The organism is Micromonospora tarapacensis (assembly GCF_019697375.1).
In the GTDB taxonomy this organism is placed as follows: Bacteria; Actinomycetota; Actinomycetes; order Mycobacteriales; family Micromonosporaceae; genus Micromonospora; species Micromonospora tarapacensis.
In genome coordinates this window covers 101,296-128,118 of the sequence record NZ_JAHCDI010000001.1, presented here as the reverse complement: position 1 = coordinate 128,118, position 26,823 = coordinate 101,296, and the positions used below count along the sequence as shown (strand labels likewise).

Sequence of the window (26,823 nt, the reverse complement as noted above, 5' to 3'; positions counted from 1 at the left end):
CGGCACCGGTCCGACCCGGGTCGCCGGTCCGCTCAGCGGCCCGCGCGACTGGCGATCAGCCGGCGCGGACTGAACCGCAGCAGCCGGTGACGCAGCTGCCCACCCGAGGCGACCAGCCCGGAAGAGGCGTCCGCGGCGGCGGTGCGCCACCGGTGCAGCACCGACGGCGGCAACACGGCCGCCATCAGCCGGGTGCGCCGGTCCGACCGCCCGGCGAGCGCGTTGCGCACGGTCCGCAGGGCCGCCGGCAGGGGCTCACCGGTCAACGGATCGCGGGCGTAGCGGGCCCGCTCCTCCGCCCGGCCGAGCAGGCGGACCGCCGAGGTGGCCTCGGTGTCGGCGGTGATCGCCTCCCGGGCCAGCCGGTCGGCGGTCGCCCGGGGAGTTTCCGTCCGGTCGACCCGGACCCGGTAGTCGACCAGCGTGTCGATCAGCTCGTCCCAGGCGGCGTGCGCGTCGGCCCGCGCCCGGTCCGGATCGGCGCCGACCACCACGAGCGGACCGCCCGTCGTGGGCCGGCTCGCGTCCGGAACGTCCACCGTCCGGATCGCCGGTGCCGGCCGTTCCCGGCGGCGACGCAGGGCGAGCCGGCGCAACGCGGGCACGGCGAGCAGGACCAGCAGCAGTACGCCGGCCACGATCAGCCACGGCCAGCGTGACACCGGCTGGTTCGGATTGTCGGAACCGGCGGCCGCGCCCGGATCGGTGCCCTCCTCGAACTGGTCCGGTCCCCCGTCCGGCCCCGCCGACGGGTCGGCCTGGTCGGGCGTGCCCGCCGCGCCGGTCTGCGGTGAGTTCTCCTCGGGGGCGTCGGTGTCCGGCGCCCACGCCGACCGCGTCGAACCCGGCACGCCGTAGGCCGGAGTGGCGTCGAAGGGCACCCAGCCGATCTGGTCGAAGTAGACCTCCGTCCAGGCGTGCAGGTTCCGGTTGGTAAGCGTGTAGCTGTCATCGCTGCGCCCGCTGCCGTTGGTGAACCCGAAGGCGACCCGGGCCGGGATGCCGGCATCGCGGACCATCCAGGCCAGCGCCGCCGCGTACTGCTGGCAGTAGCCGACCTTGTTCTCCAGGAAGTCGAGGATCTCCTGGCCGCTGGTGCCCTGCTCGGTGCTGAGCCGGTAGCTGAAACCGTTGTCCTCGGAGAAGTAGTCGTAGATGGCGCGCACCTTGTCGTACTCGGTGCGTTCGCCCTGGATCAGCTCCGCCACCAGGGCCCGTACCTCGGGCACGTCCGGGGTCACGGTCTGCTGCCGGCGCAGGGGCAGATCCGCCGGCAGCGGCTGCGCCCGGCGCAGGGCCTGCGGAGTGTACGTGGTGCGTACGTAGTCGAACGCGTACTGCTTGCCCCGGGAGTTCTCCCGGTTGGAGAAGACGACCTGCAGGTTCGGGTCGTAATACCAGTTGTTGCCCAGTTCGGCAAAACTGACCGGCTCGGCGTAGACCGGCAGCAGCGGCATGACCAGATCCCGGCTGACCTCCACGGTGGCCCGGTGCCGGGTCCGCTCGACGCCCGGTTGCGACCGCCCGGAAGGATCGGGCAGGTCGCCGCCGACCCGCCGGCCGTTGGGACCGCGGACCCGGAAGCCGTCGTTGCGCAGTTCGTCGGCGACGCCGAAGCGCAGGTAGAACGGATCCTCCTCGGTGGTGCTGACCTTCACCAGGTCGGTCACCTGGGACTGGTTGAGCTGCCCGCTGAGCGCGGCGAACAGGTCGACCCGGCCCGGGGAGCCCCCCAGCCCCGGACCGATGCCGGAGCCGACGCCGGAGTTCAGGCCGGTCAGCAGCCCCGCGGTCATCCCCGGCACGGCCAGCGGCACCAGCACGGCCAGCGCGAGACCCAGCACGGCCAGCCGCCGGCCGGCGGCGGCCAGCGGGAGGCTTCCCAGACGTCGACGTCCCGGCCATCGCCGGTGAACCGCCGACCGAAGCGGCGGACCCGGTCCACGTTGTCGGTGACCAGCAGCCAGAGGAAGCCGGCGGCACCGATCGCGAACGGCACCGGCGGGACGCTGTCCACGTAGACCGCCACCGGCACCGAGTAGATGGCCAGCATCGGCAGGCCGGCCAGGGCGGGCCGACGCAGGCCGACGCAGAGCACGTCCACCAGCACCGCCACCCCGCCGACCCCGAGCACCGTGATGAACAGCAGCGGATCGGTGTCGGGGACCTTCACGCCGTGCGAGCGCATGTCGCCGACCGAGTTGCTCAACAACTCGGCGAAATGCCCGAAGGTGGCGGGGGTGGGCAGCACCGCCAGCAGTTCCTCACCGCTGGGAAACAGCCAGGTCAGGGCGAGCGTGAGGCCGCCCACCATGGCCAGGATCTGGAGCGACAGCGGGGTCCGGCCGAGCCGGGCCAGCGCCGCCGCCGCGGCCACCGCGGCGACCGCGATGACTGCCTGGACCAACCAGGTCCAGCGATCGAAGATGGCCGACAGCGGCGCCGCCGCGAGCAGCGTCGCGGCGGCGGCGACCAGGCCCAGGTTGCGGTGGGCGATCATGAGGGGGACCTTCCGTTCATCGGCCGCCGCCGGCCACCGTCTCGGCCATCGCCGCCCGCAGGGCGAAACCCTGAGAACCCCGGCCGGCCTGCGGCCAGAGCGCCGGCAGCCGGCCGCCGTGGTCGACACCGACCACCCGCCAGCCGGACTGCAGCAGGGCCAGCGCGGCGGTGTCGTGTGCCTGGTCGGCCTCGGCCCGGGCGGGCGCCGGCAGGTTGAGCCAGGCGGAGCTGTCCAGCAGGAAGGACACGCAGGTGGCGCCGTTGGCCCGCAGCCCGGCCAGCAGCTCCGCCTCGGCGGTGCTCAACGACCCGAACAGGCCGATGATCAGGCCGCCGTCGGCCCGCTGCCGGACGTGCTGCACCAGTGTCGTGATCTCGACCCGCTGGTCCAGCCGGACCTCCGCGAGCTGGTCGAGCAGCAGCCCGTCGCCGGCGGTCTCGCCCGCGTCGACGTCCGCGCCCGCGCCGGTGACCAGCCGCAGCTTGTAGCCGGCCTGCCGCAGGTGCACCGCGATGCTCGCGGCGGCCGAGACCGCCCACTCGAAGCTGGCCGTCGGACCGTCGCCCTGGTGGCCGTACGCGCGGGTGTCCAGCAGCACGGTGGCCCGGCTCTCCCAGGGCTGTTCCTCCCGCCGCACCATCAGCTCCCCGGTGCGGGCGGTCGACTTCCAGTGCACCCGGCGCAGGTCGTCGCCGCGCCGGTACTCGCGGGTGGCCGCGTCGTCCTCGCCGTGCACCGCCACCGAACGGGCCCGGCTGTCGCCGCTGCCGGCGTACGCACCGGGCAGCCGCACCGACGGCAGCGGGACCACCTGCGGGACGACGGTGAGGCGGTCGGTGCCGGGGAAGGCGCGGCTGAGTTCGCAGAGGCCGAACGGGTCGGTCATCCGGACCACAAGCGGCCCGACCTCGTACCGGCCGCGCACGTCGGCGCGCACCGTGTACGCCACCGAGCTGGCCTGGTGCGCGCCGAGCCGTTCCAGCACCACCCGGGGCCGGCTGCCCAGCGCGTACGGGAGGCGGTCCTCCAGCAGCAGGGTGCCGGTGGGCAGGCGGGACATGTTCTGCAACCGCAGCACCACCCGGGCGCTGGCCCCGACCGGCACCCGGTGCGGCTCCAGCGACCGGTGGCAGGCGAGCTTGTAACGGCTGCGACCGACGTAGAGCGCGGCGAGCAGCGGCAGGACGGCCAGCAGGACGGCCACCCGCAGCAGGTCCTTCTCGCCGAGGATGCCGGCGGAGACGGCCGCCGCGACCGCGGCGGCCAGGAAGGAACGGCCCCGGGTGGTCAGCCCGCGCAGCCCGTCACGCACGTCACGGCCTCCGAGGCTCGAACGGGGCCCGGCCGTTGCCGCCCGGTGGCCGGGTGTCGTACGGCGAGCGCTTGCGGTCGTGCGGCAGCGGCAGCCGGTGCACCACGTCCGCGACGATCGCGTCGGTGGTACGCCGGGCGAGCTGGGCGTCGGCGGTCGGGATGATCCGGTGCGCCAGCACCGGCACGGCGAGCACCTGCAAATCGTCGGGGAGGACGTAGTCGCGCCCGTCGAGGGCGGCCACCGCACGGGCGGTGCGCAGCAGCTGCAGGGTGCACCGGGGGGACGCGCCCAGGCGGAGGTCGGGCGACTCGCGGGTGGCGGTGACCAGGTCGACCGCGTACTGCTTGACCGCGTCGGCGACGTGCACCTGCCGGACGTGGCCGATCAGCCGGCGCACCGTTTCGGCGTCGGAGACCGGCCGCAGCGCGGACAGCGGGTCGTGCGCGCCGTGACCGTCGAGCATGGCCAGCTCGGCGGTCGGGTCCGGGTATCCCATCGCGATGCGGGCGGTGAACCGGTCGCGCTGCGCCTCCGGCAGCGGGTACGTGCCCTCCATCTCGATCGGGTTCTGGGTGGCTATCACCATGAACGGGGTCTGTAGCTGGTACGTCACCCCGTCGACGGTGACCTGCCGCTCCTCCATGCACTCCAGCAGCGCGGACTGGGTCTTCGGCGAGGCACGGTTGATCTCGTCGCCGACGACCAGGTTGGCGAACACGGCGCCGGGGCGGAACTCGAAGTCGTGCGTCTCCTGGTTGTAGACGCTGACCCCGGTGACGTCGCTGGGCAGCAGGTCGGGGGTGAACTGGATGCGGCGGACCGAACAGTCGATCGACCGTGCCAGGGCCTTGGCCAGCTTGGTCTTGCCGACGCCGGGCACGTCCTCGATGAGTAGGTGACCTTCGGCGAGCAGGACGGCCAGGGCCAGCCGCACGGTGGCGGTCTTGCCCTCGATGACCTGTTCGATGTTGGACACGATCGCGTCACTGGCGGCGCGGAACTCGTCGTGCGGCAGCAGACCGCCAACTTCGTCCCAGGTCTGTTGTGTCACGGGCCTCCTCCTCGTCGCCGTCACGGCAGCTCTGAATAGAGCACCTGGACCCGCCGTTGGGTTCGCGACGCGCGAGCCTCGTCTGCCGCAGCACTCTCACTGGCCTCTCAGGCTAACCATGTTTGTCGTCAACGCCGACCGCCGCAGGTGTTTGAGTGCTTACGCAGCTATTTGTCATCCACGCAGCGCATGTCGCCGGTTCTGCGGGGTAAGGGGGCCCGACGGCCACGACCGAACTCGGCGGCCGGACCGGCCACGGCCACGACCAGCCGGGTCCGGACGCCGGCTGACCGATGGTGGGCGGCGGCACCGGCGGGAGTGGCGGTACACTGCCGGTCATGGCCGGAGTCTTCCTGCTTCTTACCGGGCCGTGCTGATGCGCTGAACGCGCGACAGCACGGCGGCCCCTCCTGCGTGAGGGGCTTTTTCGTGCCCGCCGTCGGCCCGCGGCGGGCCGGCGAGGACCGGACACGAGACCAGCCAGCACCCACAGACTCCGCCGAGCGACGCGAGGAGAGGCCATGACCGAGGCAGCCACCCCGACGAGCGATACGCCACCGTTCCGGTACACGGCGGCGATGGCCGACGAGATCGAACGCCGCTGGCAGGACTTCTGGGAACGTGCGGGAAGCTTCCACGCGCCGAATCCGGCCGGTCCGCTGGCCGACCCGGCCCATCCGCGCGCCGGTGCCGAGAAGCTGTACGTGCTGGACATGTTCCCGTACCCGTCCGGCGCGGGTCTGCACGTCGGGCACCCGCTGGGTTACATCGGCACCGACTGCTTCGCCCGCTACCAGCGGATGGCGGGGCGCAACGTGCTGCACGCGATGGGCTTCGACGCGTTCGGCCTGCCCGCCGAGCAGTACGCGGTGCAGACCGGTACCCACCCGCGGACCACCACCGAGGCCAACATCGGCCGCTACCGGGAGCAGCTGCGCCGGCTGGGGCTGGCCCACGACCAGCGGCGTTCGGTGGCCACCATCGACACCGACTTCTACCGCTGGACCCAGTGGATCTTCCTGCAGATCTTCAACTCCTGGTACGACCGGCAGGCGGGGCGGGCCCGTCCGATCAGCGAGCTGATCGCCGAGTTCGCCGGGGGTGGCCGGCGCACCCCGGACGGCCGGCCGTGGGCGCAGCTGTCGGCCGACGAGCGCCGCCGGATCGTCGACGACCACCGCCTGGCGTACGTCTCGCAGGCGCCGGTGAACTGGTGCCCCGGGCTGGGCACGGTGCTGGCCAACGAGGAGGTCACCGCCGACGGCCGTTCCGAGCGGGGCAACTTCCCGGTCTTCAAGCGCAACCTGAAGCAGTGGATGATGCGGATCACCGCGTACGGCGACCGGCTGCTGGACGACCTGGACAAGCTGGACTGGCCGGAGCCGATCAAGCTGATGCAGCGCAACTGGATCGGCCGGTCCACCGGCGCGCACATCGACTTCCCCACCACCAGCGAACCGGTCCGGGTGTTCACGACCCGACCGGACACCATCTTCGGTGCCACCTACATGGTGCTGGCCCCGGAGCACGAACTGGTGGACGCGCTGGTGCCGGCCGCCTGGCCGGAGGGCAGCCGGGACGCGTGGACCGGCGGGCACGCCAGCCCGCGGGAGGCCGTGGAGGCGTACCGCAAGGCGGCGGCGGCCAAGACCGACGTCGAGCGGCAGGCCGAGACGAAGGAGAAGACCGGCGTCTTCACCGGTGCGTACGCCACCAACCCGGCCACCGGCGGGCAGATTCCGATCTTCGTCGCCGACTACGTGCTGGCCGGCTACGGCACCGGCGCGATCATGGCGGTGCCCGCCCAGGACGAGCGGGACTGGGAGTTCGCCGAGGTCTTCGAGCTGCCGATCGTGCGTACCGTGCAGCCGCCGGACGGCTTCGACGGCAGGGCGTACACCGGTGACGGCCCGGCGGTCAACAGCGCCGCGCCCGGGCGCGGCCTGGACCTGGACGGCCTGGGGGTCGCCGACGCCAAGGCGCGGATCATCGAGTGGCTGGAGGCGACCGGCAACGGCCAGGGCGCGGTGACCTACCGGCTGCGCGACTGGCTGTTCAGCCGGCAGCGCTACTGGGGTGAGCCGTTCCCGATCGTCTACGACGCCGACGGCACGGCGATCGCGCTGCCGGAGGAGATGCTGCCGGTCGAGCTGCCCGAGGTGGACGACTTCTCCCCGCGCACCTTCGACCCGCAGGACGCGGCCAGCGACCCGGAGACGCCGCTGTCGCGCCGCCGGGACTGGGTCGAGGTGGAGCTGGACCTGGGTGACGGGCCCAAGCGCTACACCCGGGAGACCAACGTGATGCCGCAGTGGGCCGGCTCCTGCTGGTACGAGCTGCGCTACCTGGACCCGACCAACAGCGAGCGGTTCGTCGACCCGGACACCGAGCGGTACTGGATGGGACCGCGCGGCGAGGGTGACTGCGGTGGCGTGGACCTGTACGTCGGTGGTGCCGAGCACGCCGTGCTGCACCTGCTGTACGCCCGGTTCTGGCACAAGGTGCTGTACGACCTGGGCCACGTGTCGTCGTTCGAGCCGTTCCGCAAGCTGTTCAACCAGGGCTACATCCAGGCGTACGCGTACACCGACGCGCGGGGCGCGTACGTGCCGGCCGAGGAGGTCGCCGAGCGCGACGGCGGCTGGTTCCTGGGCGACGTCCAGGTGAACCGGGAGTACGGCAAGATGGGCAAGTCCCTGAAGAACGTCGTCACCCCGGACGACATGTGTGCCGCCTACGGCGCCGACACGTTCCGGGTGTACGAGATGTCGATGGGCCCGCTGGAGGTGTCCCGCCCGTGGGAGACCCGGGCGGTCGTCGGCTCGTACCGCTTCCTGCAACGGGTCTGGCGGGCCGTCGTCGACGAGCAGACCGGGCAGTCGCGGGTCACCGACGACCCGGCCGACGAGCAGACCCGGCGGCTGCTGCACCGGGTCATCGACGGCGTCCGGGGCGACATGGAGCAGATCCGGTTCAACACGGCGATCGCCAAGCTGATCGAGCTGACCAACGCGGTGACCCGGCTGGCCGGCACCCCGCGCGAGGTGGCCGAACCGCTGGTGCTGATGGTGGCGCCGTTCGCCCCGCACATCGCGGAGGAACTGTGGCGGCGGCTGGGCCACTCGACCTCGCTGACGTACGCGGACTTTCCGGTGGCCGACCCGGCCCTGCTGGTCGCCGAGACGGTGACCTACCCGGTGCAGGTCAACGGCAAGGTCCGCGGCCGCATCGAGGTTCCCGCCGACGCAGGCGAGGACGACGTGCGGGCAGCGGCCCTGGTGGCGGTGGCCGCCCCACTGGCCGGCAAGGAACCCCGCAAGGTCATCGTCATCCCCGGCCGCATGGTCTCCGTGGTCCTGTAGCCGCCCAACCATCCTCGGTGATCATGAGGTCGGCGGCGGTTTGAAGATCAACCACTGCCGCCAACCTCATGATCAACAGGGCGGGAGGGGAGAGGGGTGGGGGAGCGCCCGGCTCGATCAGCCGCTGCCAGGCCGGCACCGGCATGGCGTGCCGGAGCAGCGCGCTCGTGATCAGTGTGGCCACCGCGAAGGCCCACGTGGCCCGACTGTTCAGCAAGCCCCACCCCCTGACCGACTTCCACGCGGCCGGCGGGGTGCTCAGCGGAGGTGGGTGTGGTCAGCGGGGGCGGCGGCGTTCGGCGCGCCACCAGCGGGCGAGCAGCACGGCGCCGGCGACGAAGCCCAGCGCCGCCGGGGCGGCGGCGAACCAGTTGACCTCGCCGGGGAGGTGACGGCGGCGCCGACCGCCGCGTAGCCGAACGCGGTCGGCGCGGAGGCGATCACGCTGCCGGTGAGGAACGGCAGCACCCGCGCGCCGGTGGTGCCGTAGCCGTAGCTGACCAGGCCGAAGCCGGAGATCGGCAGCAGCCGTACGGTGACCACGCCGAGCACGCTCTGCCGGGTGAACCAGCGGTCGAGGCGGGCCAGCCGGCCCCGGATGCGTTCGGCGACGAACTCCCGGCCCAGCACCCGGCCCACGGCGAAACCGATCGCGGCGGCCAGCAGCGCTGCGCCGAGCGCGTACGCGGCCCCCTCCAGGGCGCCGAAGACCGCTCCGGCGGCGAGTGTGATGAACGTGCGGGGGACCAGCGCCACCAGCAGCAGTGCCCCGCCGAGGACGCCGGCGACCGGGGCGAGACCACCCAGTCGGTCGCCGAACTGCGGCAGCGCCGTCGGGTCGGGCCGCGGCACCAGCAGCAGCGTCACGCCGAACGCGGCGAGCAGGAGCAGCAGCAGGGCGAACCGGACGACCGGCGACGTGAACGCGATCGGCCACCAGGGCGGGCCGCCCGGCGGCCCCTGGCGGCGCGGCAGACGCCACCGGGCCGGGATCATGCCCGGGTGGTGGCCACCGCGGTCCGGCGTTCGGCCCGCAGCCGGTCGGCCCAGGTGTCGTCGAGCGGCGGCAGCTGTTGCGCGCCGGTGGCCCAGCGCAGCAGCAGGTCGGCCAGGGCCGGGTTGCGGGCCAGCGCGGGGCCGTGCGAGTAGGTGCCGAGCAGCTTGCCCCGCCACGCCCCTCGGTGGCGCCGTCGTTGCCGACGCCGGCGGTGACCCGGGCAAGTGGGGAGACCTCGGGGCCGAGGCGGGTCCGGCCGCCGTGGTTCTCGAAGCCGGTCAGCGGTGGCAGGCCGAGCCGGGCGTCGATGTCGCCGGCCAGCTCGCCGACGGCCCGGCTGGGGCCCCGGTCCGAGGAGAGGTCGAGCAGTTCCAGGCCCGGGTACTGGCTGCCCTTGGCAAAGAACGAGCCGCCCAGCAGTTGGTAGCCGGCGCAGACGCCGAACACCACCGAGCCCTGGGCCACCGCCCGGTGCAGGCCGCCGTCGGCGATCAGCCGCTGCGCGCCGAGTGCCTGCGGCCCGTCCTCGCCGCCACCGATGAGGTAGATGTCGGCGGTGGTGGGCAGCGGCTGGTCGGAGCGGACCTCCAACACCTCGACCGGGTAGCCGCGCTGCTGGGCCCGGCGGGCCAGGATCAGGGCGTTGCCCCGGTCGCCGTAGGTGGACAGCAGGTCGGGATAGATCCAGACGATGCGCAGGGTCTCAGTTGACACGGTCCAACTCCGCTCGGATGTCCTGGAACGCGGTGTAGTTCGCGATGACCTCCAGCCGTCCCGGTGGCACCGCCCGGACGGCGTCGTCGAAGCTGCGTACGTACTGGAACGGCACGTCGTTGACCTCCAGCCGGACGGCGAGGTCGTACGCCCGGTCGCCGGTGATCAGCACCTGGCGCCCGCGCAGCGGGGCGAAGTCGACGTCGAAGAGCCAGGAGGTGTCCAGGCCGTCGGGGTCGCGGGAGTTGATGGAGAGCAGGGTCGGCGCCTCGTCGGCCATGTCGAACGCCTCCAGCCAACTGGCCGGGTTCTTGGCCAGCAACAGCCGGACGGTCCGTCCCTCCCGCACGACCTGGGCGTAGCGCCCGGCCACCGAGGTCACGTCGGCGAGGCGGGGGACCGCGTCGAACGGGCGTACGCCGAACTCGGCGGCGACGGCGAGGGCGGTGGCCGCGTTCCCGACGTTGACCTTGCCCGGCAGCTGGAGCTTCACCTTGTACCAGGCGCCGGTCGGGTCGACGGCGCCCTCGTCGTCCACGGTCCACTGCGGCTCGGGGCGGCGCAGCGGGCAGCCCGTGCACCACCACTGCTCCCCGGAGCGCTGGATGGCCGAGCCGCACTCGGGGCAGACCCAGGAGTCGTCGTGCCACCGCTGCCCCGCGGAGAACCAGGTGACGTGCGGCGGCGTGATCCGCTGGTCGTGAGCGGCTGGTGGGGTGGCCGCCCAGACCACCATCGGGTCGTCGGCGTTGGCGACGACGCGGATGTCCGGATGCCGGGCCAGGGCGGCGCGCCAGAGCTGCGCCATCATGGCCACCTCCTTGGCCCGGTCCAGCTGGTCGCGGGAGAGGTTGAGCAGCGCCACCACGTGCGGGTCGGTGGCGTCGATCACCTGAGCGAGGTAGTGCTCGTCGACCTCCAGCACCGCGTAGGGGGTGCTGCCCGCCTTGGCCAGGGCGGAGGTGTGCCCGGTGGGCATGTTGGCGCCGAACGAGTTGGTGGCGACCCGGCCGAGCACCCCGACGGCCGCGGCGGCCAGCCGGGTGGTGGTGGTCTTGCCGTTGGTGCCGGAGATCAGCGCGATGGCGCGGCCGGAAGAGAGATGGGCGAGGAGTTCGGGGTCGATCTTCAGGCCGAGCCATCCTCCGATCACCGAGCCGTCGCCACGGCCTGCCGCTCGGGACAACGCCGCGGCGGTCCGTGACACGGAGCTGGCCACCTTCGCCCGCAGGGGCATCTTCGCGTCCGTCACGCGAGCGAGGTTACCGGACCGGACGACGTGGGAGATCGCCACCGACCACGTTCGGTCCGGGTCGGCCTCCACCGCGGCCGGGACGGTGGCGCTCGGCCGGCCGCAGTCGATCTTTGTCGGATAGTGGACCCCGGCCGGCGGGCGCCCGGCCCCTCCACTCCGCTCCACCCTTGCTGACGTGCCCTTTTGCCGCTCGACACGGTGCGCCACGCGGTCGAATCTGGTTGCGGGTGGAGGGAAGTGGAGTAGAGTGGAGCGCATTGGTGAGGCCGGGAGGGCCCACCGGCCCGGGGGGTCAGCGGCGCGCGAACGCCGCTAGAGGGCGAGGGGGTTGGGCCGATGTTTCTCGGCACCCACACTCCGCGCCTGGATGACAAGGGCCGGCTGATCCTTCCGGCGAAGTTCCGGGACGAGTTGGCGGGGGGTGTCGTGATCACCAAAGGGCAGGAGCGCTGCCTCTACGTATTTCCGACGCCGGAGTTCCAGCGGATCGCGGAGCAGTTGCGCGCACAGCCGATGACGCACAAGGCGGCCCGGGCCTACAGCCGGGTCTTCTTCGCCAGCGCGCACGACGAGGTGCCGGACAAGCAGGGCCGGGTGACCATCCCTGCCCATCTGCGCACGTACGGAGGGCTCGACCGGGACCTGGTGGTCATCGGCGCGAGCACCCGGGTGGAGGTCTGGGACAGGGTCGCCTGGGAGACCTACCTCGCCGAGAGCGAAGACGACTTCGCCGACATCGAGGAAGGGGTGCTGCCAGGCGGTCTGTAGGGCGTGGCGACGCCCGACGTACTGCGAGATCTCCAGCCGCTTTCGAGTTCCTGGCATCCCTTCCCCGGTGCCAGGCGCGCGATCCGACCTTCAGGGCCGTGGCCCGGCAGGCGGGCGGAGAGCGGATGGGGATCTGGCGGTACGACGGCACGGCGTCGTCCGACAGCAGGGCGCGGTACGAAACCGGGGTCAACAGTGGGGGTCGACATGGGGGAGCTACGCGGCACACATGTGCCGGTGCTGCTCGAGCGGTGTCTCGAGCTGCTGGCCCCCGCGCTGGGCCGGGGCGATGGACGCACCGTGCACGTCGACGCGACGCTGGGTCTGGCCGGGCACGCCGAGGCGGTCCTGCAGGCCCATCCGGAGACGATCCTGGTGGGCCTGGACCGGGACACCGAGGCCCTGGCCCACGCCCGGGTGCGGCTGGCCCGGTTCGCCGACCGCGTCCAGCTGGAACACGCCGTCTACGACGAACTGCCCGAGGTGCTCGACCGGCTGGGTCATCCGTCCGTGGACGGGGTCCTGTTCGACCTCGGCGTCTCCTCGTTGCAACTCGACGCGCCCGACCGCGGGTTCGCGTACGCGCAGGACGCGCCGCTGGACATGCGGATGGACCAGACCCGGGGGGTGACCGCCGAGGAGGTGGTCAACACCTACCCGCATCCGGACCTGGCCCGGGTGCTGCGGGTCTACGGCGAGGAGAAGTTCGCCGGGCGGATCGCCTCGGCGATCATCCGGGAGCGGGAGCGCGGCCGGATCACCTCGTCGGCACGGCTGGCCGAGCTGGTCCGGGAGTCGATACCGGCACCGGCCCGGCGAACCGGCGGACACCCGGCAAAGAGAACGTTTCAGGCTTTACGGATCGAGGTAAACAGGGAGCTGGCAGCGCTGGAGACAGCGCTGCCAGCCGCTCTCGACCGGCTTTCCATCGGCGGTCGCCTGGTGGTCCTGTCCTACCACTCGCTGGAGGACCGGCTCACCAAACAGGCGCTCGCCGAGCGGGTCCGCAGCACGGGCCCGATCGACCTCCCGGTCGAACTGCCCGGGTCGGAGCCGACGTTCCGGCTGCTCAGCCGGGGCGCGGAGCTGCCCGGGGAGGTGGAGGTCGCCGCGAACCCGCGGGCCGCTTCGGTGCGCCTGCGGGCCGCGGAGCGGATCGATCCGCAGGCACGGCAGCGGGGGCGTACCGACCGCGAACGGTACCGCCGCCAGGTCAAGGCGATGCACCAACCGGGGACGGGATCGGCCGCGGGATCCGGCTCGGATCCGCGGCGGATGCCGGGGGACACCACGGACGACGAGGGGGAGGGAACATGAACGTTGACAAGCGCCGGGACATCGCCGGCGTCGGGCAGCGCGCACCGCGGTCGGGGGGCCGGATCGCGGCGGAGCGGGCCCGGGGGCCGGGGACGGGCAGCAGCCCACGGGTCGGGCGAACCGGCCGTCGGAAACTCGCGCCCGGGGGCGCGCGAGTTCCCCACCCAGGGCAGCGCCGCGCTGCGTCCGGTGGAGCGGGCCGCGGTGGTCCCTGCCGAGCAGGTGGCGTCGCCGCGGCTGCGGGTCGCCCCGCCGGCGCCGATTCGGGTGCCCCGGGCACCCTTCGCCGCGCTCGTGGTGGTGCTGGTGGTCGGCGGAGTGCTGGGCATCCTGGCGGTCAACACGAAGATCAACGAGAACGCCTTCCGGCTGGACGAACTGCAGCAGCAGCAGGCCAAGCTCGACGTGGAGCAGCAGCAGCTGAAGAAGCAGATCGCCGAGTCCGAGTCGCCCGGCAACCTCGCCGCCCAGGCCCGCCGGCTGGGTCTGGTCGAGTCGGATGAGCTGGCCTACATCCGGCTGCCGGACGGCAAGGTGATCGGCGTGCCGCAGCCGGCCGGCGGGCCGGTGTCCATCGCGAGCCAGCAGGGCGCGGAGGGGTAGGCCGTGCCATCGAGATCAGACGAACCGCGCCGGGATGCCACAGGCTCCCGGCGCGGTTCGTCCCGTGGCGGCGGGGAGCGGGGCGTGCCGCCCCGGGCGGCGGGAGAGCGGGGCGGAGAGCCGGGCGTCGGAGGCATCTCCGACGCCCGCGCGTACACGCCGCGGGGCCGCACCATCCGGGAGGGGCCGCGCCGGCCGCCGGGGGCCGGGTCGAGCAGCGGCGCACCCCACGCAGCAGCCGGTCGCAGGATCCGTTCCGCCCCGCCCTGCAGGTCCTCGACGGGGGTCGGGCCGCCGGCCGGCCGGGCGGCCCGACCCGCCGGGACGGCGGCGTCGGTGGTGCCACCGTGGTCCGGACGGTCAGCGACCGCACCGGACGCGACGAATCCCCGACCGTGACGCCCCGGCGGCGGGTCGCCCGTGAGCCGCGCCGTGGCGACCGGCCGGCGGCGCGGCGGCCGGCGCGGAAGCGCCCCGCCCGCCCCGGCTCGCCGACCCCGGCCGCCGGCTGCGCCTGGGCACCGTGCTGGCCCTGGCTCTCTTCGTCGCCATCGGCGTCCGGCTCGTCGTGCTCCAGGCGGTCGACACCCCGGCGTACGCCGACGGCGGGCTCGCCGACCGGACCCGGACCGTGCAGCTGCCCGCGCCGCGCGGGGCGATCTACGACCGCTCCGGCAAGGCCGCCCTGGCACACAGCGTCGAGGCCCGGTACGTCTACGCCGACCCGACCCGGATCGAGGACATCGCGGCGACCGCCGACGCGCTCTCCCCGCTGCTGGGCATCCCGGCCTCGGAACTGGCCGAGAGGATGCGGCCCCGCAAGCGGATCAGCGGCGTCGACTCGCAGTTCGAGTACCTGGCCCGAGGGGTGGACATCGACCGCGCCAAGGAGATCATGGCGCTCAAGCTGCCGGGCATCAACACCCACCGGGACGAGCGGCGCGAGGTGCCCGGCGAAGACCTGGCCGCCAACCTGATCGGCTTCACCAGCCCCGACATGGTGGGGCTGGAGGGCCTGGAGGCACGCTTCGACGACCTGCTGCACGGCGAGGACGGCCAGCGGGTCTTCGAGGTCGGCCTCGGCGACCTGGGGGCGCCCATCCCGGGCGGCTTAAGCATCACCACCCCGGCCAAGCCGGGCAGTTCGCTGGTGCTCACCATCGACCGCGACCTGCAGTACATGGTGCAGCGCATCCTCAGCGACCGGATGCAGCAGGTGCAGGGCAGCACCGGCGCGACGGTGGTGCTGGACGCGCGCACCGGCGAGGTGCTGGCCCAGGCCAGCCACCCCACGTACAACGCGGCCAGACCCTTCCCCAGCGAGCCGACCGACCGGGTGGACGCGGCCACCAGCTTCGTGGTCGACCCGGGCTCGGTGCACAAGGCGATCACCTTCGGTGCGGCGCTCCAGGAGGGGGTGATCACTCCGGACACCTCGTTCCCGGTGGCCAACGGCATCCGCAAGGGAGACACCTGGTTCCCCGACACCCACTTCGGGAACGGCCGGCGGATGAGCGTGGCCGGGATGATGGCGTACTCCTCCAACGTCGGCACCATCCAGATCGCCGACAAGCTCGGCCCGGAGCGCCTGCTCGACTACCAGCGGCGGTTCGGGCTGGGCGAGTCGACCGGGGTCGGCATGCCCGGCGAGGCGAGCGGGCGGCTGCTGCCATTGGCGGAGTGGAGCGACTCGTCGCACGGGTCGGTGCCGATCGGGCACAGCGTGGACGCCACCCCGTTGCAGATGGCCGCCGCGTACGCCGCCATCGCCAACGACGGCACCTACGTCCAGCCGCACCTGGTCAGCGAGACGATCGCCCCGGACGGGAAGCGGACCCCGGCGGCGGAGCCGGTGACCCGGCAGGTGCTCAGCCCGGACAACGCCGCCGCGCTGCGTACGCTCCTGGAGGCGGTCACCACCGTGGACGACGCCACCGGGCTGGCGGCGGCGGTGCCCGGCTACCGGGTCGCCGGCAAGACCGGCACCGGCTGGCGGCTGGTCGAGGGCAAGAAGCAGCCCGGCGAGGTCGCGTCGTTCATCGGGATGGCGCCGGCGGAGGACCCGCGGTACGTGATCGCGGTCTTCGTGCACAGCCCGAGCGGTGGCGGTGGCCAGATCTCGGCACCGGCCTTCCGGGACATGATGACCTTCACGTTGCGCCACTTCCGGGTGCCTCCCCCGGGCGAGCCGGCGCCGACGTTCACCGTGTTTCCGTAGCCGCTGCCTGCGGTTCGACGCGATGGGACGGAGATTCAGGCGCGCCGTGCGGCCGGGAGCGGGGGACCGGGTAGGGTCTGACGCCGTGCGCGGCAATCCTCGTCCCCGTTCGGTGCCCGGAATCCGGCTCGGTGGCCTGGCCGCCCGGCTCGCCGTGGCGCCCACCGGCGGAACCGACCCGATGGTGACCGGGGTGACCCACGCCAGCCAGGAGGTTCACCCCGGCGACCTGTACGCGGCCCTGCCGGGCGCCCGCCGGCACGGCGCCGAGTTCGCGGCCGGCGCGGCGGCGGCCGGCGCGGTCGCCGTGCTGACCGACCCGGCCGGAGCCGAACTGGCCGCCGCGAGCGGGCTGCCCGCCCTGGTGGTGACCGATCCGCGTGCGGTGCTCGGCACCCTCGCCTCCGCCGTCTACGGCGACCCGACCGAGCAGCTCATCGTGATCGGGGTGACCGGCACCGCCGGCAAGACCTCCACGGCGTACCTCGTCGAGTCCGGGCTGCGCGCCGCCGGGCACACCACCGGCCTGATCGGGACCGTGGAGACGCGGCTCGGTGACGTGGTGGTGGACAGCGTGCGTACCACGCCCGAGGCCACCGACCTGCACGCGATGCTGGCCGCCGCCGGCGAGCGGGGCGTGACCGCGGTGGTCATGGAGGTCTCCAGCCACGCCCTGGCGATGGGCCGGGTCGGCGGGGTGCGGTTCACCGTCGGCGGCTGGACCAACTTCGGCTCCGACCACCTCGACTTCCACGCCGACTCGGCGGACTACTTCGCGGCCAAGGCGCGGCTGTTCGACGGCCGCTGCGCCGTCGAGGTGCTCAACCACGACGACCCGGCGTTGAAGGCGCTGGTCAAGCCGGCCACGGTCAGCTTCTCCGCGGCCGGCGACCCGGCCGCGACCTGGTGGGCGGACCAGGTCGGCGGCGCGGGGTACGCCCAGCGGTTCGTCGCGCACGGACCGGGCGGGCTGGAGTTGCCCGCCGGGGTGGCGCTGCCCGGCCGGCACAACGTGTCCAACGCCCTGCTGGCCATCGCCGCCCTGGTCGCCGCCGGAGTGGACCCGGCGACCGCCGCCGGGGTGGCCGCCTGCGGCGGCGTCCCCGGCCGGCTGGAGTCGGTGGGCGTGGCCGGCGGTGTGCGGGGGGTGGTCGACTACGCGCACAAGACGGACGCGATCGTGGCCGCCCTGGCCGCGCTGCGCCAACTCAGCGCCGGCCGGCTGATCTGCGTGATCGGCGCGGGGGGCGACCGGGATCGGGGCAAGCGGCCGATGATGGGTGCCGCGGCGGCGCAGGGAGCCGACGTGGTGGTGGTGACCGACGACAACCCGCGCACCGAGGATCCGTCGGCGATCCGGGCCGAGGTGCTCGCCGGCACCGACCGGGCCGGGGCGCCGGCGCGGATCGTCGAGGTCGCGGGCCGCCGCGCGGCGATCGACGAGGCGGTCCGGCTGGCGTCGCCGGGCGACGTGGTGGCGGTGCTGGGCAAGGGCCACGAACGCGGCCAGGAGGTCGTCGGCGAGGTGTACCCGTTCGACGACCGGACCGAACTCGCCGACGCCCTGCGGGCCGGCTTCGGGGATCTGGAGAGCCAGCAGTGATCACGCTCAGCCTGGCCGAGGTGGCCTCGGCGGTCGACGGACGGCTGGCCGCCGCCGACCCCGCCGCGCAGGTCACCGCAGGCGTGGAGTTCGACTCGCGCATGGTCACCCCCGGTGGTCTCTTCGTCGCCTTCGACGGGGAGAAGGTGGACGGGCACGACTACGCCGCCGCGGCCGTGGACGCCGGGGCGGTGGCGGTTCTGGGCACCCGCGAGATGCCCGGGGTGCCCATGATCCTCGTCGCCGACGCGTTGGTCGCGATGGGCCGGCTGGCCCGCGTGGTGGTGGACCGGCTGCCCGGGTTGACCGTGATCGGGCTCACCGGCTCCTCCGGCAAGACCACCACCAAGGACCTGATCGCCCAGGTGACCGCCCGGCTCGGCGAGACGGTGGCGCCGCCCGGGTCGTTCAACAACGAGCTGGGGCACCCGTACACCGCGTTGCAGGCCGGGCCGACCACCCGGTACCTGGTGATGGAGAAGGGCGCCCGGGGCATCGGCCACGTGCGGTACCTCTGCGAGGTGGCGCCGCCGCGCATCTCCGTGGTGCTCAACGTCGGGGTGTCGCACATCGGCGAGTTCGGCTCGCAGGAGAACATCGCGTTGGCCAAGGGCGAGCTGGTCGAGGCGCTGCCGGCCGACGGCCTGGCCGTGCTGAACGCCGACGACCCGCTGGTCGACGCCATGGCCACCCGTACGGCCGCCCGGGTGGTCCGCTACGGCGAGGCCGACCACGCCGACGTGCGGGCCGTGGACGTGACGCTGGACGAGCGCGGACGTCCCGCGTACACGCTGGTGACGCCGGAGGGCAGCGCGCCGGTGCGGCTCGGGCTCACCGGGCGGCACCAGGTCTCCAACTCGCTGGCCGCCGCGGCGGTGGCCCGGGAGCTGGGCATGCCGCTGACCGAGTTGGCGATCGCGCTGGGCGCGCTCGGGTTGGTCTCCACCCGCCGGATGGACGTCTTCGAACGCACCGACGGGGTGACCGTGATCGACGACTCGTACAACGCCAACCCGGCGTCGACGGCGGTGGCGCTGCGTGCGCTGGGCGGTGTCGGCGCCGGGCGGCGGACCGTCGCGGTGCTCGGCTACATGGCCGAGCTGGGTGAGTTCGAGGCGCAGGGGCACGCCGAGGTGGGCCGTCTCGCGGCCGAGTTGGGCGTCGACCGGCTGATCGTGGTCGGCGAGGCGGCGGCGCCGATCCACCACGGTGCGACATCGGTAGGTGACTGGGGAGGAGAGTCGGTGCTGCTCACCGATCAGGCGGCGGCTGTCGAGGTGCTGCGCAGCGAGCTACGGCCGGGCGACGTCGTCCTGGTGAAGGGCTCCCGGTACCGGACCTGGGAGGTGGCCGACGCGCTGCGTGCCGACGCCGCCGGGAACGGCGCGGGCACCTCCGCGGGCACGCCGGCCGAGGGGGGCGCGGCGTGAGGGCGGTGATCGTGGCCATCGGGGTGGCCTTCCTCGTCTCGCTCTTCGCCACCCCGATCGCGATCAAGGTGTTCACCCGGTTGAAGGCCGGCCAGCCCATCCGGGCCGAGGGTCCGCAGATGCACCAGGGCAAGAAGGGCACGCCGACGATGGGCGGCGTGGTGTTCATTCTGGCCACCGTCATCGCGTACGTGGCCGGTCACCTTGCCCTGACCACCCTGCCGGACGCGCAGATCGCCCAGGTCGAGCCGACCATCACCGCGTTGGTGCTGCTGGGCCTGATGGTCTTCTCCGGCGCGGTGGGTTTCCTCGACGACTTCCTGAAGGTCCGCAAGCGGCACAGCGGCGGCCTGAGCGCGCGCGGCAAGCTGCTCGGCCAGATCCTGGTCGGCGCGATGTTCGGGGTCGTCGCGCTCTACTTCCCGTCCACGATGACCGACGCCTCCGGCGCGGTGACCAACACCGAGACGGTGGGCAGCACGACGCTCAGCTTCATCCGGGACATCCCGGCGCTGGACGTGACCAAGATCGGCGCGGTGGTCATCTTCATCTTCGTGGTGATGGCCGCGACCAACGGCGTCAACCTGACCGACGGCCTCGACGGTCTGGCCACCGGAGCCTCGGTGATGGTGCTCGGCGCGTACGCGGTGATCGCGTTCTGGCAGTACCGGCACTGGTGCGCCGACCCGGCGTACACCGCCAACGCGGACAACTACTGCTACACGGTCCGGGATCCGCTGGAGATCGCGTTGATCGCCGGGGCGGCGGCCGGTGCCTGTGTCGGCTTCCTGTGGTGGAACACCTCGCCGGCCCGGATCTTCATGGGCGACACCGGCGCCCTCGGCCTCGGCGGCCTGATCGCCGGCATGGCGATGTCCACCCGCACCGTGCTGCTGTTGCCGATCATCGGCGGACTGTTCGTGATCATCACGATGTCGGTGGTGATTCAGATCATCTCGTTCAAGACCACCGGCAAGCGGGTCTTCCGGATGTCGCCGTTGCAGCACCACTTCGAGCTCGCCGGGTGGAGCGAGGTCAACATCGTGGTCCGGTTCTGGATCATCGCGGGCATCGGCGTGGCCATCGCCCTCGGCCTCTTCTACAGCGACTTCCTGGCCAACATGGGTTGACCCGCCGGGCCGCCGGCACCCGCCGATCCGGCAGCGGCCGGGGTGACCCACCGCGACGCGACGTCGCGGTGGCCGGGTGCTCCGACCTGTCACACCATCGTGACCGCGTGACAGCAGGACGTGATCAGCGCACGTTCGACACGCCGACCGGCCGGTACCGCCGGTGTCGGGTGCCGGTAACCGCGATGATGACGCTGTGGGGGAGGCGCGAGCGGGAAGCGACGTGCCGGCGACGCGCCAGCGGCCGGCCGACGGCGCGTGGCGCGGGCTGGACGCGGTGGGCGGCCTGGCGGCGCTGCGCGGCCTGCTGGCCCGGCCGTTGGCCTCCTACCACCTGCTGCTCGCCAGCGCCGGGCTACTGCTGCTGATCGGCCTGACCATGGTCTTCTCGGCCACCAGCGTGCGCGACTACGCCGAGGGCGGTGACGCCTCGGCGTCGCTGACCAAGCAGGCGATCTTCGCGGTGATCGGCATCGTGGCCTTCTGGGCCTGCCAGCGCCTGCCGGCCAGCACCTACCGGACGCTGGGCCGGCCCACGCTGGGCGTCGCGGTGGGGCTGCTGCTGCTGCTGAACCTGCTGGTGGCGTACGGGCGGCTGACCGACGGCGAGCCGCGGATCGGCCCGCTGGAGGCTGACCTGCTCTGGCTGTACGTCGGTGAGATCAGCCTGCAACCCTCGGAGTTGGCGAAGTTCGCGCTGGTGCTGTGGGGCGCGCACGTGCTCGCCCGCAAGGGTGCGGCGCTGGGCTGGTGGCGGGAGTTGGCCACGCCGCTGTTCCCGGTGGTGGGGCTGCTGTTCGTCCTGGTCGGCTACAACGACCTGGGCAGCATGCTCTGCCTGCTGGCCCTGGTCGTCGGCCTGCTCTGGGCGGCCGGGGTGCGGCTGCGGGTCTTCGCCGCGCTCAGCGCGATCGGGCTGCTCGGCATCGGGCTGCTGGTCGCGGTGGCCTCGCTCGGCGCCGGCTCCGGTGTGCGCGGCGAGGACAACTACCGGCTGGCCCGGCTCACCGTGTTCTTCAGCCCGCCGCCGCTGGACGCCTGCAAGGATCAACTCTGCTACCAGATGGTCCAGGCCCGGTACGCGATCGCCAACGGCGGCTGGTTCGGCACCGGTCTCGGCCAGGGGCGGACCAAGTGGGCGTGGCTGCCCGCGGCCGAGAACGACTTCATCTTCGCGGTCATCGCCGAGGAACTCGGCGTGGTCGGCTGCGCGGTGGTGGTCACCCTCTTCGCGGTGCTCGCCTACACCGGCCTGCGGATCGCCCGGCGGGTCGAGGATCCGTACCGCCGGCTGGCGGCCGCGGGCGCCACCGCGTGGCTCGTCGGTCAGGCGTTCATCAACATCGGCGGCGTGATCGGGCTGTTGCCGCTGACCGGCGTACCGCTGCCGTTCATCTCCGACGGCGGCAGCGCGCTGGTGGTCACCCTCGCGGCGGTCGGCATGCTGGCCTCCTTCGCCCGCGCCGAGCCGGATGCGGCCCGGGCGCTGCATGCCCGTCCGCCGGCCCGGTGGGTCCGACTAGTGTGGGCACCGTTGCCGCCGCTTTCCGGCCGGCGCCGCCGCGCGGCGCCGCCGGCTGCCCGAGGGTCCGTACCCGGGGCGCGGAGGCGGCGCGGGGACGACCAGGCCGCACCGCGTGGCGCCCGGGACGGCCGGGGCCGCGGCGGGTCGGCGGACGAGAGGAGACGTTGATGGGTCCGCTGCGTTCGGTGGTGCTCGCAGGAGGTGGCACCGGGGGGCACATCTACCCGTTGCTCGCCTTCGCCGACTGCCTGCGCCGGCACGACCCCGGCGTCCGGATCACCTGCCTCGGCACACCCAAGGGCCTGGAGAACGAGCTGATCCCACCGGCCGGCTACGACCTGCGGCAGATCCCCGCCTACCAGCTACCCCGGTCGATCAACATGAACCTGGTCCGCACCCCGGGCCGGATGTGGACCGCCGCCCGCGCGGCGGGCAAGGTCATCGACGAGGTGCGCGCCGACGTGGTGGTGGGCTTCGGCGGGTACGTCTCGGTGCCGGCCTACCTGGCCGCCTGGCGGCGGGAGCTGCCGATCGTGATCCACGAGGTGAACGTGCCGCCGGGCGTGGCCAACCGGCTGGGCATGAAGTTCACCAAGCACGTCGCGGTCGGCTTCCCGCACCAGCCGTCGCAGGCCGAGTCGCTGCGCGACGCCCGGGTGGTCGGTGTGCCGCTGCGCCGCAGCATCTCCGGACTGGACCGGGCGGCCATCCGCGGCGCCGCCCGCGCCCACTTCGGGCTCCGCCCCGACCTGCCGGTGCTCTTCGTCGCCGGCGGCTCGCAGGGCGCCCGTTCGATCAACCTCGCCGTCGCCGGTGCGGCCAAGGAACTGGCCCGCAACGGCATCCAGGTGCTGCACGTGATCGGCGCCCGCAACGAGCCGGTGCCGATCCCGACCGACCTGCCGGTGCCGTACGTGACGCTGCCGTACCTGTCCGACATGGACGCCGGATACGCCGCCGCGGACCTGATGCTCGGCCGGGGCGGGGCGATGACCTGCGCCGAGGTGGCCGCGATCGGGCTGCCGACCATCTACGTGCCCTACCCGCACAGCAACCAGGAGCAGAAGCGCAACGCCCTGCCGGTGGTCGAGGCCGGCGGCGGGCTGCTGGTCGACGACGCCGAGATGACCCCGGACTGGCTCGAACGGACGGTGCTCCCGCTGATCCGTGACCCGCAGCGGCTGCACGCGATGGGCACCGCCGCAGCCGCGTACGGGCGGCGCGACGGTGACGAGGCCCTGCTCAACTTCGTCTACGAGGCGGTGGCCCGGTGAGCGCGAGGAGTGAGCCGGGTTTGCGAGCCCCGCAGTCGCGAACGAAAGGCTGGTCCCGATGACCACGTTCAGCCCGGCCGGCACGCTGACCGCCGAGGACCTCGGCCACATCCACCTGATCGGGGTGGGCGGGGTCGGCATGAGTGGTCTGGCCCGGCTCTTCCTCACCCGGGGCCTGCCGGTCTCCGGCAGCGAGCTGCGCGAGTGGCCGTCGCTGGCCGGCCTGCGGGCGCTCGGTGGGACGATCCACATGACGCACGAGACGGCCAACCTGGACGGGGTCGACACCGTCGTCTACTCGTCGGCCATCCCCGCCGACCACCTGGAGGTGGTCGAGGCGCGCCGGCGCGGGCTGCGGGTGTTGCACCGCTCGGAGGCTCTCGCGGCCGCGATGACCGGCCGCCGCACCGTGGCCGTCGCCGGCACGCACGGCAAGACCACCACCACCTCCATGGTCACCATGGTGCTCCAGCAGGCCGGCGCGGACCCGTCCTTCGTGATCGGTGGGGAGATCTCCGAGGTCGGCTCGGGGGCGCACCACGGCACCGGTGAGCACTTCGTGGTCGAGGCGGACGAGAGCGACCGGTCGTTCCTCATCTACCGCCCGTTCGTCTCGATCGTCACGAACATCGAGGCGGACCACCTGAACACCTATGGTGACCTGGCCACCCTGGAGGCGGCCTTCGCCGAGTTCGCCCGGCTCACCGACCCGGAGGGCTACGTCATCACCTGTGCCGACGACCCGGGCGGGCGGCGGTTGGCCGCCACGCTGCGCGCCGAGGGACGCCGGGTGTACACCTACGGCGAGGCCGCCGACGCCGACCTCCGGCTGAGCGACATGGCCTCCTCGGCCCGCGGGGTGCGTTACCTCGCCCACCTCGACGGCCGGCCGCTGGGCGAGTTCCGGCTGCCGGTGCCGGGCCGGCACATGGGGCTCAACAGCGCGTCGGCGGTGCTGGCCGCGTGCCTGTTGGAGGTGCCGCCGCAGGCGGCGGAGACCGCGCTGGCGGCCTTCCCGGGAGTGCGTCGGCGGTTCGAGCGCAAGGGTGTCGCCGACGGGGTGCTCGTCTACGACGAGTACGCCTACCACCCGACCTCGATGACCCTGGCCCTGCGGACGCTGCGGGAGGTGGCCGGCGAGGGGCGCCTGATCGTCGTCTTCCAGCCCTACCGGGTCTACCGCACCCGGGAACTTCAGGCGGAGATCGCCGAGGCGCTCGCGATCGCCGACGAGCTGGTGCTGCTGGAGGTCTTCGGGCCGGGTGAGCAGCGGGGCCCGGGTGAGGGGTCGACGGCACTGGTCGAGGCGGTGTCGCTGCCGGCGGGGCGGAAGGTCTTCGCGGACTCGTGGGAGGCCGCTCCCGTGGAGGTGGCCCGCCGGGCGCGTTCGGGCGACGTGGTGGTGACCATGGGTGCTCCGCCGATCTCGCTGATGGGCGACGAACTGCTGGCCGCGCTGGCGGCGCGTACCGCCGATCCGCAGGCGCTGGCGGGCACCGCTCCCGGCGGCGCGGCCGGTGGGTCGACGAGCATCGGGGCAGCGTCCCCGGCGTCGTCGGCGTGGACGGCGCGGCATCCGTGGCGGAATGAGTCCCGGGCCGGCCCGTGGGCGTGGCACCGGCGTGGACGGCGGTGCGGGGCGCCGCCCCACCCGGCGGTGGCAGCTGGTCCGCGCCGACAGCGACGCGGTGCCCGCCTCCACCCGGCGGTTCATGGCCCGGGCGCGGCGCCGCCGGATGCGTGCGGCGTTGCCCTGGGCGGTGGCCGGCGGGCTGCTCGCGCTGGCCGGACTGGTGGCGTGGACCCTGCTCGGCACCGGCCTGTTCGGCGTGCGCGAGGTGCGGGTGGAGGGGGCCGAGCTGGTGACGGCGGTGCAGGTGCGGGACGCGGCGGGAGTCCCCGACGGCGCTCCGCTGGCCCGGGTCGACCTGGCCGCGCTGGCGGGCCGGATCGGCACGCTGCCGCCGGTGGAACGGGTCACCGTCACGCGGGACTGGCCGGACGCGCTGGTGGTCCGGCTGACCGAGCGGACCGGCGCGGCGGTGGTGCCGCGCGGGGAGCAGTTCGCCGTGGTCGACGCCGCCGGGGTGGTGTTCCGCACGGTGCCGCAGCGCCCGGGCGGCCTGCCGCTGGTGCGGCTGGCCACGCCCGGGCCCGACGATCCGGAGACCGCAGCCGGGTTGGAGGTGCTCGCCGCCCTCACCCCCCGGCTGCGTGACGAGCTGGTGGAGGTCACCGTCGAGGGCCTGGCCCGGATCAGCGTGCGGTTGCGCGGGGACCGTACGGTCTTCTGGGGTGACTCGACCCGGGGGGACGACAAGGCGCGGGTGGCCACCGCGCTGCTCGACCAGGATGCCGCCCGGATCGACGTGAGCGCGCCGGACGTGGTCACCTTCCGGTGAGCGATCGGTCAGTGGTGAGGCGGCTCGCTCCACCGGCGACACGCCGGAAGGGTCCTTGGCTCATCGCTCGGCTGCGCTTACGTTGCCCCGAAGGGGATCAGTGGTTGACATAACTCTAACCCTCTAGTAGAGGGCGAGGGTTTGCCTCTCGACCTCGCTGGTGACAGCTGCGTCGACCGCCGGTCCGGCCAGGCCGTAGCCGGCCGGGGAGTAGCCAGTCTCGAAGGAAAGGACCGGAGATGACACCTCCGCACAACTACCTGGCGGTCATCAAGGTCGTCGGCATCGGGGGCGGCGGCGTCAACGCCGTCAACCGGATGATCGAGGTTGGGCTCAAGGGCGTCGAGTTCATCGCGATCAACACGGACGCGCAGGCGCTGCTGATGAGCGACGCCGACGTCAAGCTGGACGTCGGCCGGGAGCTGACCCGGGGGCTGGGTGCCGGCGCCAACCCGGACGTGGGCAAGAACGCCGCCGAGGACCACCGCGACGAGATCGAGGAGGTCCTCAAGGGCGCCGACATGGTCTTCGTGACCTGCGGCGAGGGCGGCGGCACCGGCACCGGTGGGGCGCCCGTGGTGGCGAACATCGCCCGCAAGCTCGGCGCACTGACCATCGGCGTGGTGACCCGTCCGTTCTCCTTCGAGGGCAAGCGCCGCCAGGTGCAGGCCGAGGCCGGCATCGACGAGCTGCGTAACCAGTGCGACACGCTGATCGTGATCCCCAACGACCGGCTGCTGGCGCTCGGTGACCGCAACATCAGCATGATGGACGCGTTCCGCACCGCCGACCAGGTGCTCCTCTCCGGTGTGCAGGGCATCACCGACCTGATCACCACGCCGGGTCTGATCAACCTGGACTTCGCCGACGTCAAGAGCGTGATGAGCGGCGCCGGCAGCGCGCTGATGGGCATCGGCAGCGCCCGGGGCGAGAACCGTGCGGTCGAGGCCGCCGAGGCGGCCATCTCCAGCCCGCTGCTGGAGCAGAGCATGGACGGCGCCCGGGGCGTGCTGCTCTCCATCGCGGGCGGTTCCGACCTCGGCCTGTTCGAGATCAACGACGCGGCCCAGCTGGTGACCGACGCGGCACATCCGGACGCGAACATCATCTTCGGCGCGGTGATCGACGACGCGCTCGGCGACGAGGTGCGGGTCACCGTGATCGCGGCGGGCTTCGACGGTGGCACGCCGGCCTACAAGGCGGCCGAGCCGGCCCGCAAGACCAACCAGAACCAGCCCACCCAGTCCAGCACGCCGGTCGTGCCATCGCCGGCCACCCCGGCGGCGCCGCAGTCGCCGCGCCGGGTGCTCTTCGACGACGTCGACGTGCCCGACTTCCTCAAGAACGGCTCCTGAG

The 26,823-nt window shown here is 73.2% G+C and carries 13 protein-coding genes and 6 pseudogenes; 13 read left to right on the top strand and 6 right to left on the bottom strand.

Annotated elements, in window-relative coordinates; translation table 11 throughout:
- Positions 1-32 precede the first annotated feature (32 nt).
- The 3 genes and pseudogenes from KIF24_RS33760 to KIF24_RS00545 form a co-directional block, all read right to left on the bottom strand.
- Positions 33-2,500 (bottom strand): annotated as a pseudogene (locus KIF24_RS33760) (transglutaminase TgpA family protein).
- Positions 2,501-2,516: 16 nt separating this feature from the next.
- Positions 2,517-3,815: a DUF58 domain-containing protein gene (locus KIF24_RS00550; RefSeq protein ID WP_221082270.1), complete on the bottom strand. Its 1,299-nt coding sequence runs from the start codon at positions 3,813-3,815 to the stop codon at positions 2,517-2,519.
- Between the two features lies 1 nt (position 3,816).
- The gene (locus KIF24_RS00545; RefSeq protein ID WP_221082269.1) at positions 3,817-4,869 is read right to left on the bottom strand and encodes an AAA family ATPase; all 1,053 of its coding nucleotides are present in this window, start codon (positions 4,867-4,869) and stop codon (positions 3,817-3,819) included.
- 521 nt (positions 4,870-5,390) lie between these two features.
- Between KIF24_RS00545 and leuS the strand changes: the two genes are divergently transcribed.
- Complete coding sequence (leuS, locus tag KIF24_RS00540) at positions 5,391-8,231, top strand: leucine--tRNA ligase (protein ID WP_221082268.1); 2,841 nt, start codon at positions 5,391-5,393, stop codon at positions 8,229-8,231.
- 277 nt (positions 8,232-8,508) lie between these two features.
- On the opposite strand, the pseudogene KIF24_RS00535 reads toward leuS, so the two are convergent.
- From KIF24_RS00535 to KIF24_RS00525, 3 genes and pseudogenes are all read right to left on the bottom strand, one after another.
- Positions 8,509-9,227, bottom strand: a pseudogene (locus tag KIF24_RS00535) (TVP38/TMEM64 family protein).
- Positions 9,224-9,942: pseudogene (locus KIF24_RS00530) on the bottom strand (type 1 glutamine amidotransferase). Before KIF24_RS00530 ends, KIF24_RS00535 begins: the two co-directional pseudogenes overlap by 4 nt.
- Complete coding sequence (locus KIF24_RS00525) at positions 9,932-11,179, bottom strand: Mur ligase family protein (protein ID WP_221082307.1); 1,248 nt, start codon at positions 11,177-11,179, stop codon at positions 9,932-9,934. The pseudogene KIF24_RS00530 and the gene KIF24_RS00525 overlap by 11 nt, the downstream one beginning before the upstream one ends.
- Before the next feature lie 354 nt (positions 11,180-11,533).
- Between KIF24_RS00525 and mraZ the strand changes: the two genes are divergently transcribed.
- The 12 genes and pseudogenes from mraZ (at position 11,534) to ftsZ (ending at position 26,822) form a co-directional block, all read left to right on the top strand.
- Positions 11,534-11,965, top strand: a complete 432-nt coding sequence (gene mraZ, locus KIF24_RS00520; protein WP_221082267.1) for a division/cell wall cluster transcriptional repressor MraZ — start codon at positions 11,534-11,536, stop codon at positions 11,963-11,965.
- A gap of 207 nt (positions 11,966-12,172) precedes the next feature.
- Entirely contained in the window at positions 12,173-13,282 is a 1,110-nt protein-coding gene (gene rsmH / locus KIF24_RS00515) for a 16S rRNA (cytosine(1402)-N(4))-methyltransferase RsmH (RefSeq protein WP_221082266.1), read from the top strand.
- Positions 13,279-13,885 (top strand): annotated as a pseudogene (locus KIF24_RS00510) (septum formation initiator family protein). The gene rsmH and the pseudogene KIF24_RS00510 overlap by 4 nt, the downstream one beginning before the upstream one ends.
- 3 nt (positions 13,886-13,888) lie before the next feature.
- A pseudogene (locus tag KIF24_RS00505) lies at positions 13,889-16,103 on the top strand (peptidoglycan D,D-transpeptidase FtsI family protein).
- Positions 16,104-16,125: 22 nt separating this feature from the next.
- A complete protein-coding gene (locus KIF24_RS00500; protein ID WP_221082264.1) occupies positions 16,126-17,706 on the top strand; it encodes a UDP-N-acetylmuramoyl-L-alanyl-D-glutamate--2,6-diaminopimelate ligase in 1,581 nt (526 codons plus the stop codon).
- A complete protein-coding gene (locus KIF24_RS00495) occupies positions 17,703-19,136 on the top strand; it encodes a UDP-N-acetylmuramoyl-tripeptide--D-alanyl-D-alanine ligase (RefSeq protein ID WP_221082263.1) in 1,434 nt (477 codons plus the stop codon). The genes KIF24_RS00500 and KIF24_RS00495 overlap by 4 nt, the downstream gene beginning before the upstream one ends.
- Positions 19,133-20,266: a phospho-N-acetylmuramoyl-pentapeptide-transferase gene (gene mraY / locus KIF24_RS00490; RefSeq protein ID WP_221082262.1), complete on the top strand. Its 1,134-nt coding sequence runs from the start codon at positions 19,133-19,135 to the stop codon at positions 20,264-20,266. The genes KIF24_RS00495 and mraY overlap by 4 nt, the downstream gene beginning before the upstream one ends.
- 286 nt (positions 20,267-20,552) lie before the next feature.
- Complete coding sequence (locus tag KIF24_RS00485; protein WP_221082306.1) at positions 20,553-21,959, top strand: FtsW/RodA/SpoVE family cell cycle protein; 1,407 nt, start codon at positions 20,553-20,555, stop codon at positions 21,957-21,959.
- The gene (gene murG / locus KIF24_RS00480; protein WP_221082261.1) at positions 21,959-23,065 is read left to right on the top strand and encodes an undecaprenyldiphospho-muramoylpentapeptide beta-N-acetylglucosaminyltransferase; all 1,107 of its coding nucleotides are present in this window, start codon (positions 21,959-21,961) and stop codon (positions 23,063-23,065) included. Before KIF24_RS00485 ends, murG begins: the two co-directional genes overlap by 1 nt.
- 58 nt (positions 23,066-23,123) lie before the next feature.
- Positions 23,124-24,614: pseudogene (murC, locus tag KIF24_RS00475) on the top strand (UDP-N-acetylmuramate--L-alanine ligase); the annotation flags it as partial.
- A gap of 73 nt (positions 24,615-24,687) precedes the next feature.
- Positions 24,688-25,467, top strand: coding sequence for a cell division protein FtsQ/DivIB (locus tag KIF24_RS00470; RefSeq protein WP_221082305.1), 780 nt, complete (start codon positions 24,688-24,690; stop codon positions 25,465-25,467).
- 239 nt (positions 25,468-25,706) lie between these two features.
- Complete coding sequence (gene ftsZ, locus KIF24_RS00465) at positions 25,707-26,822, top strand: cell division protein FtsZ (RefSeq protein ID WP_221082260.1); 1,116 nt, start codon at positions 25,707-25,709, stop codon at positions 26,820-26,822.
- Position 26,823 lies beyond the last annotated feature (1 nt).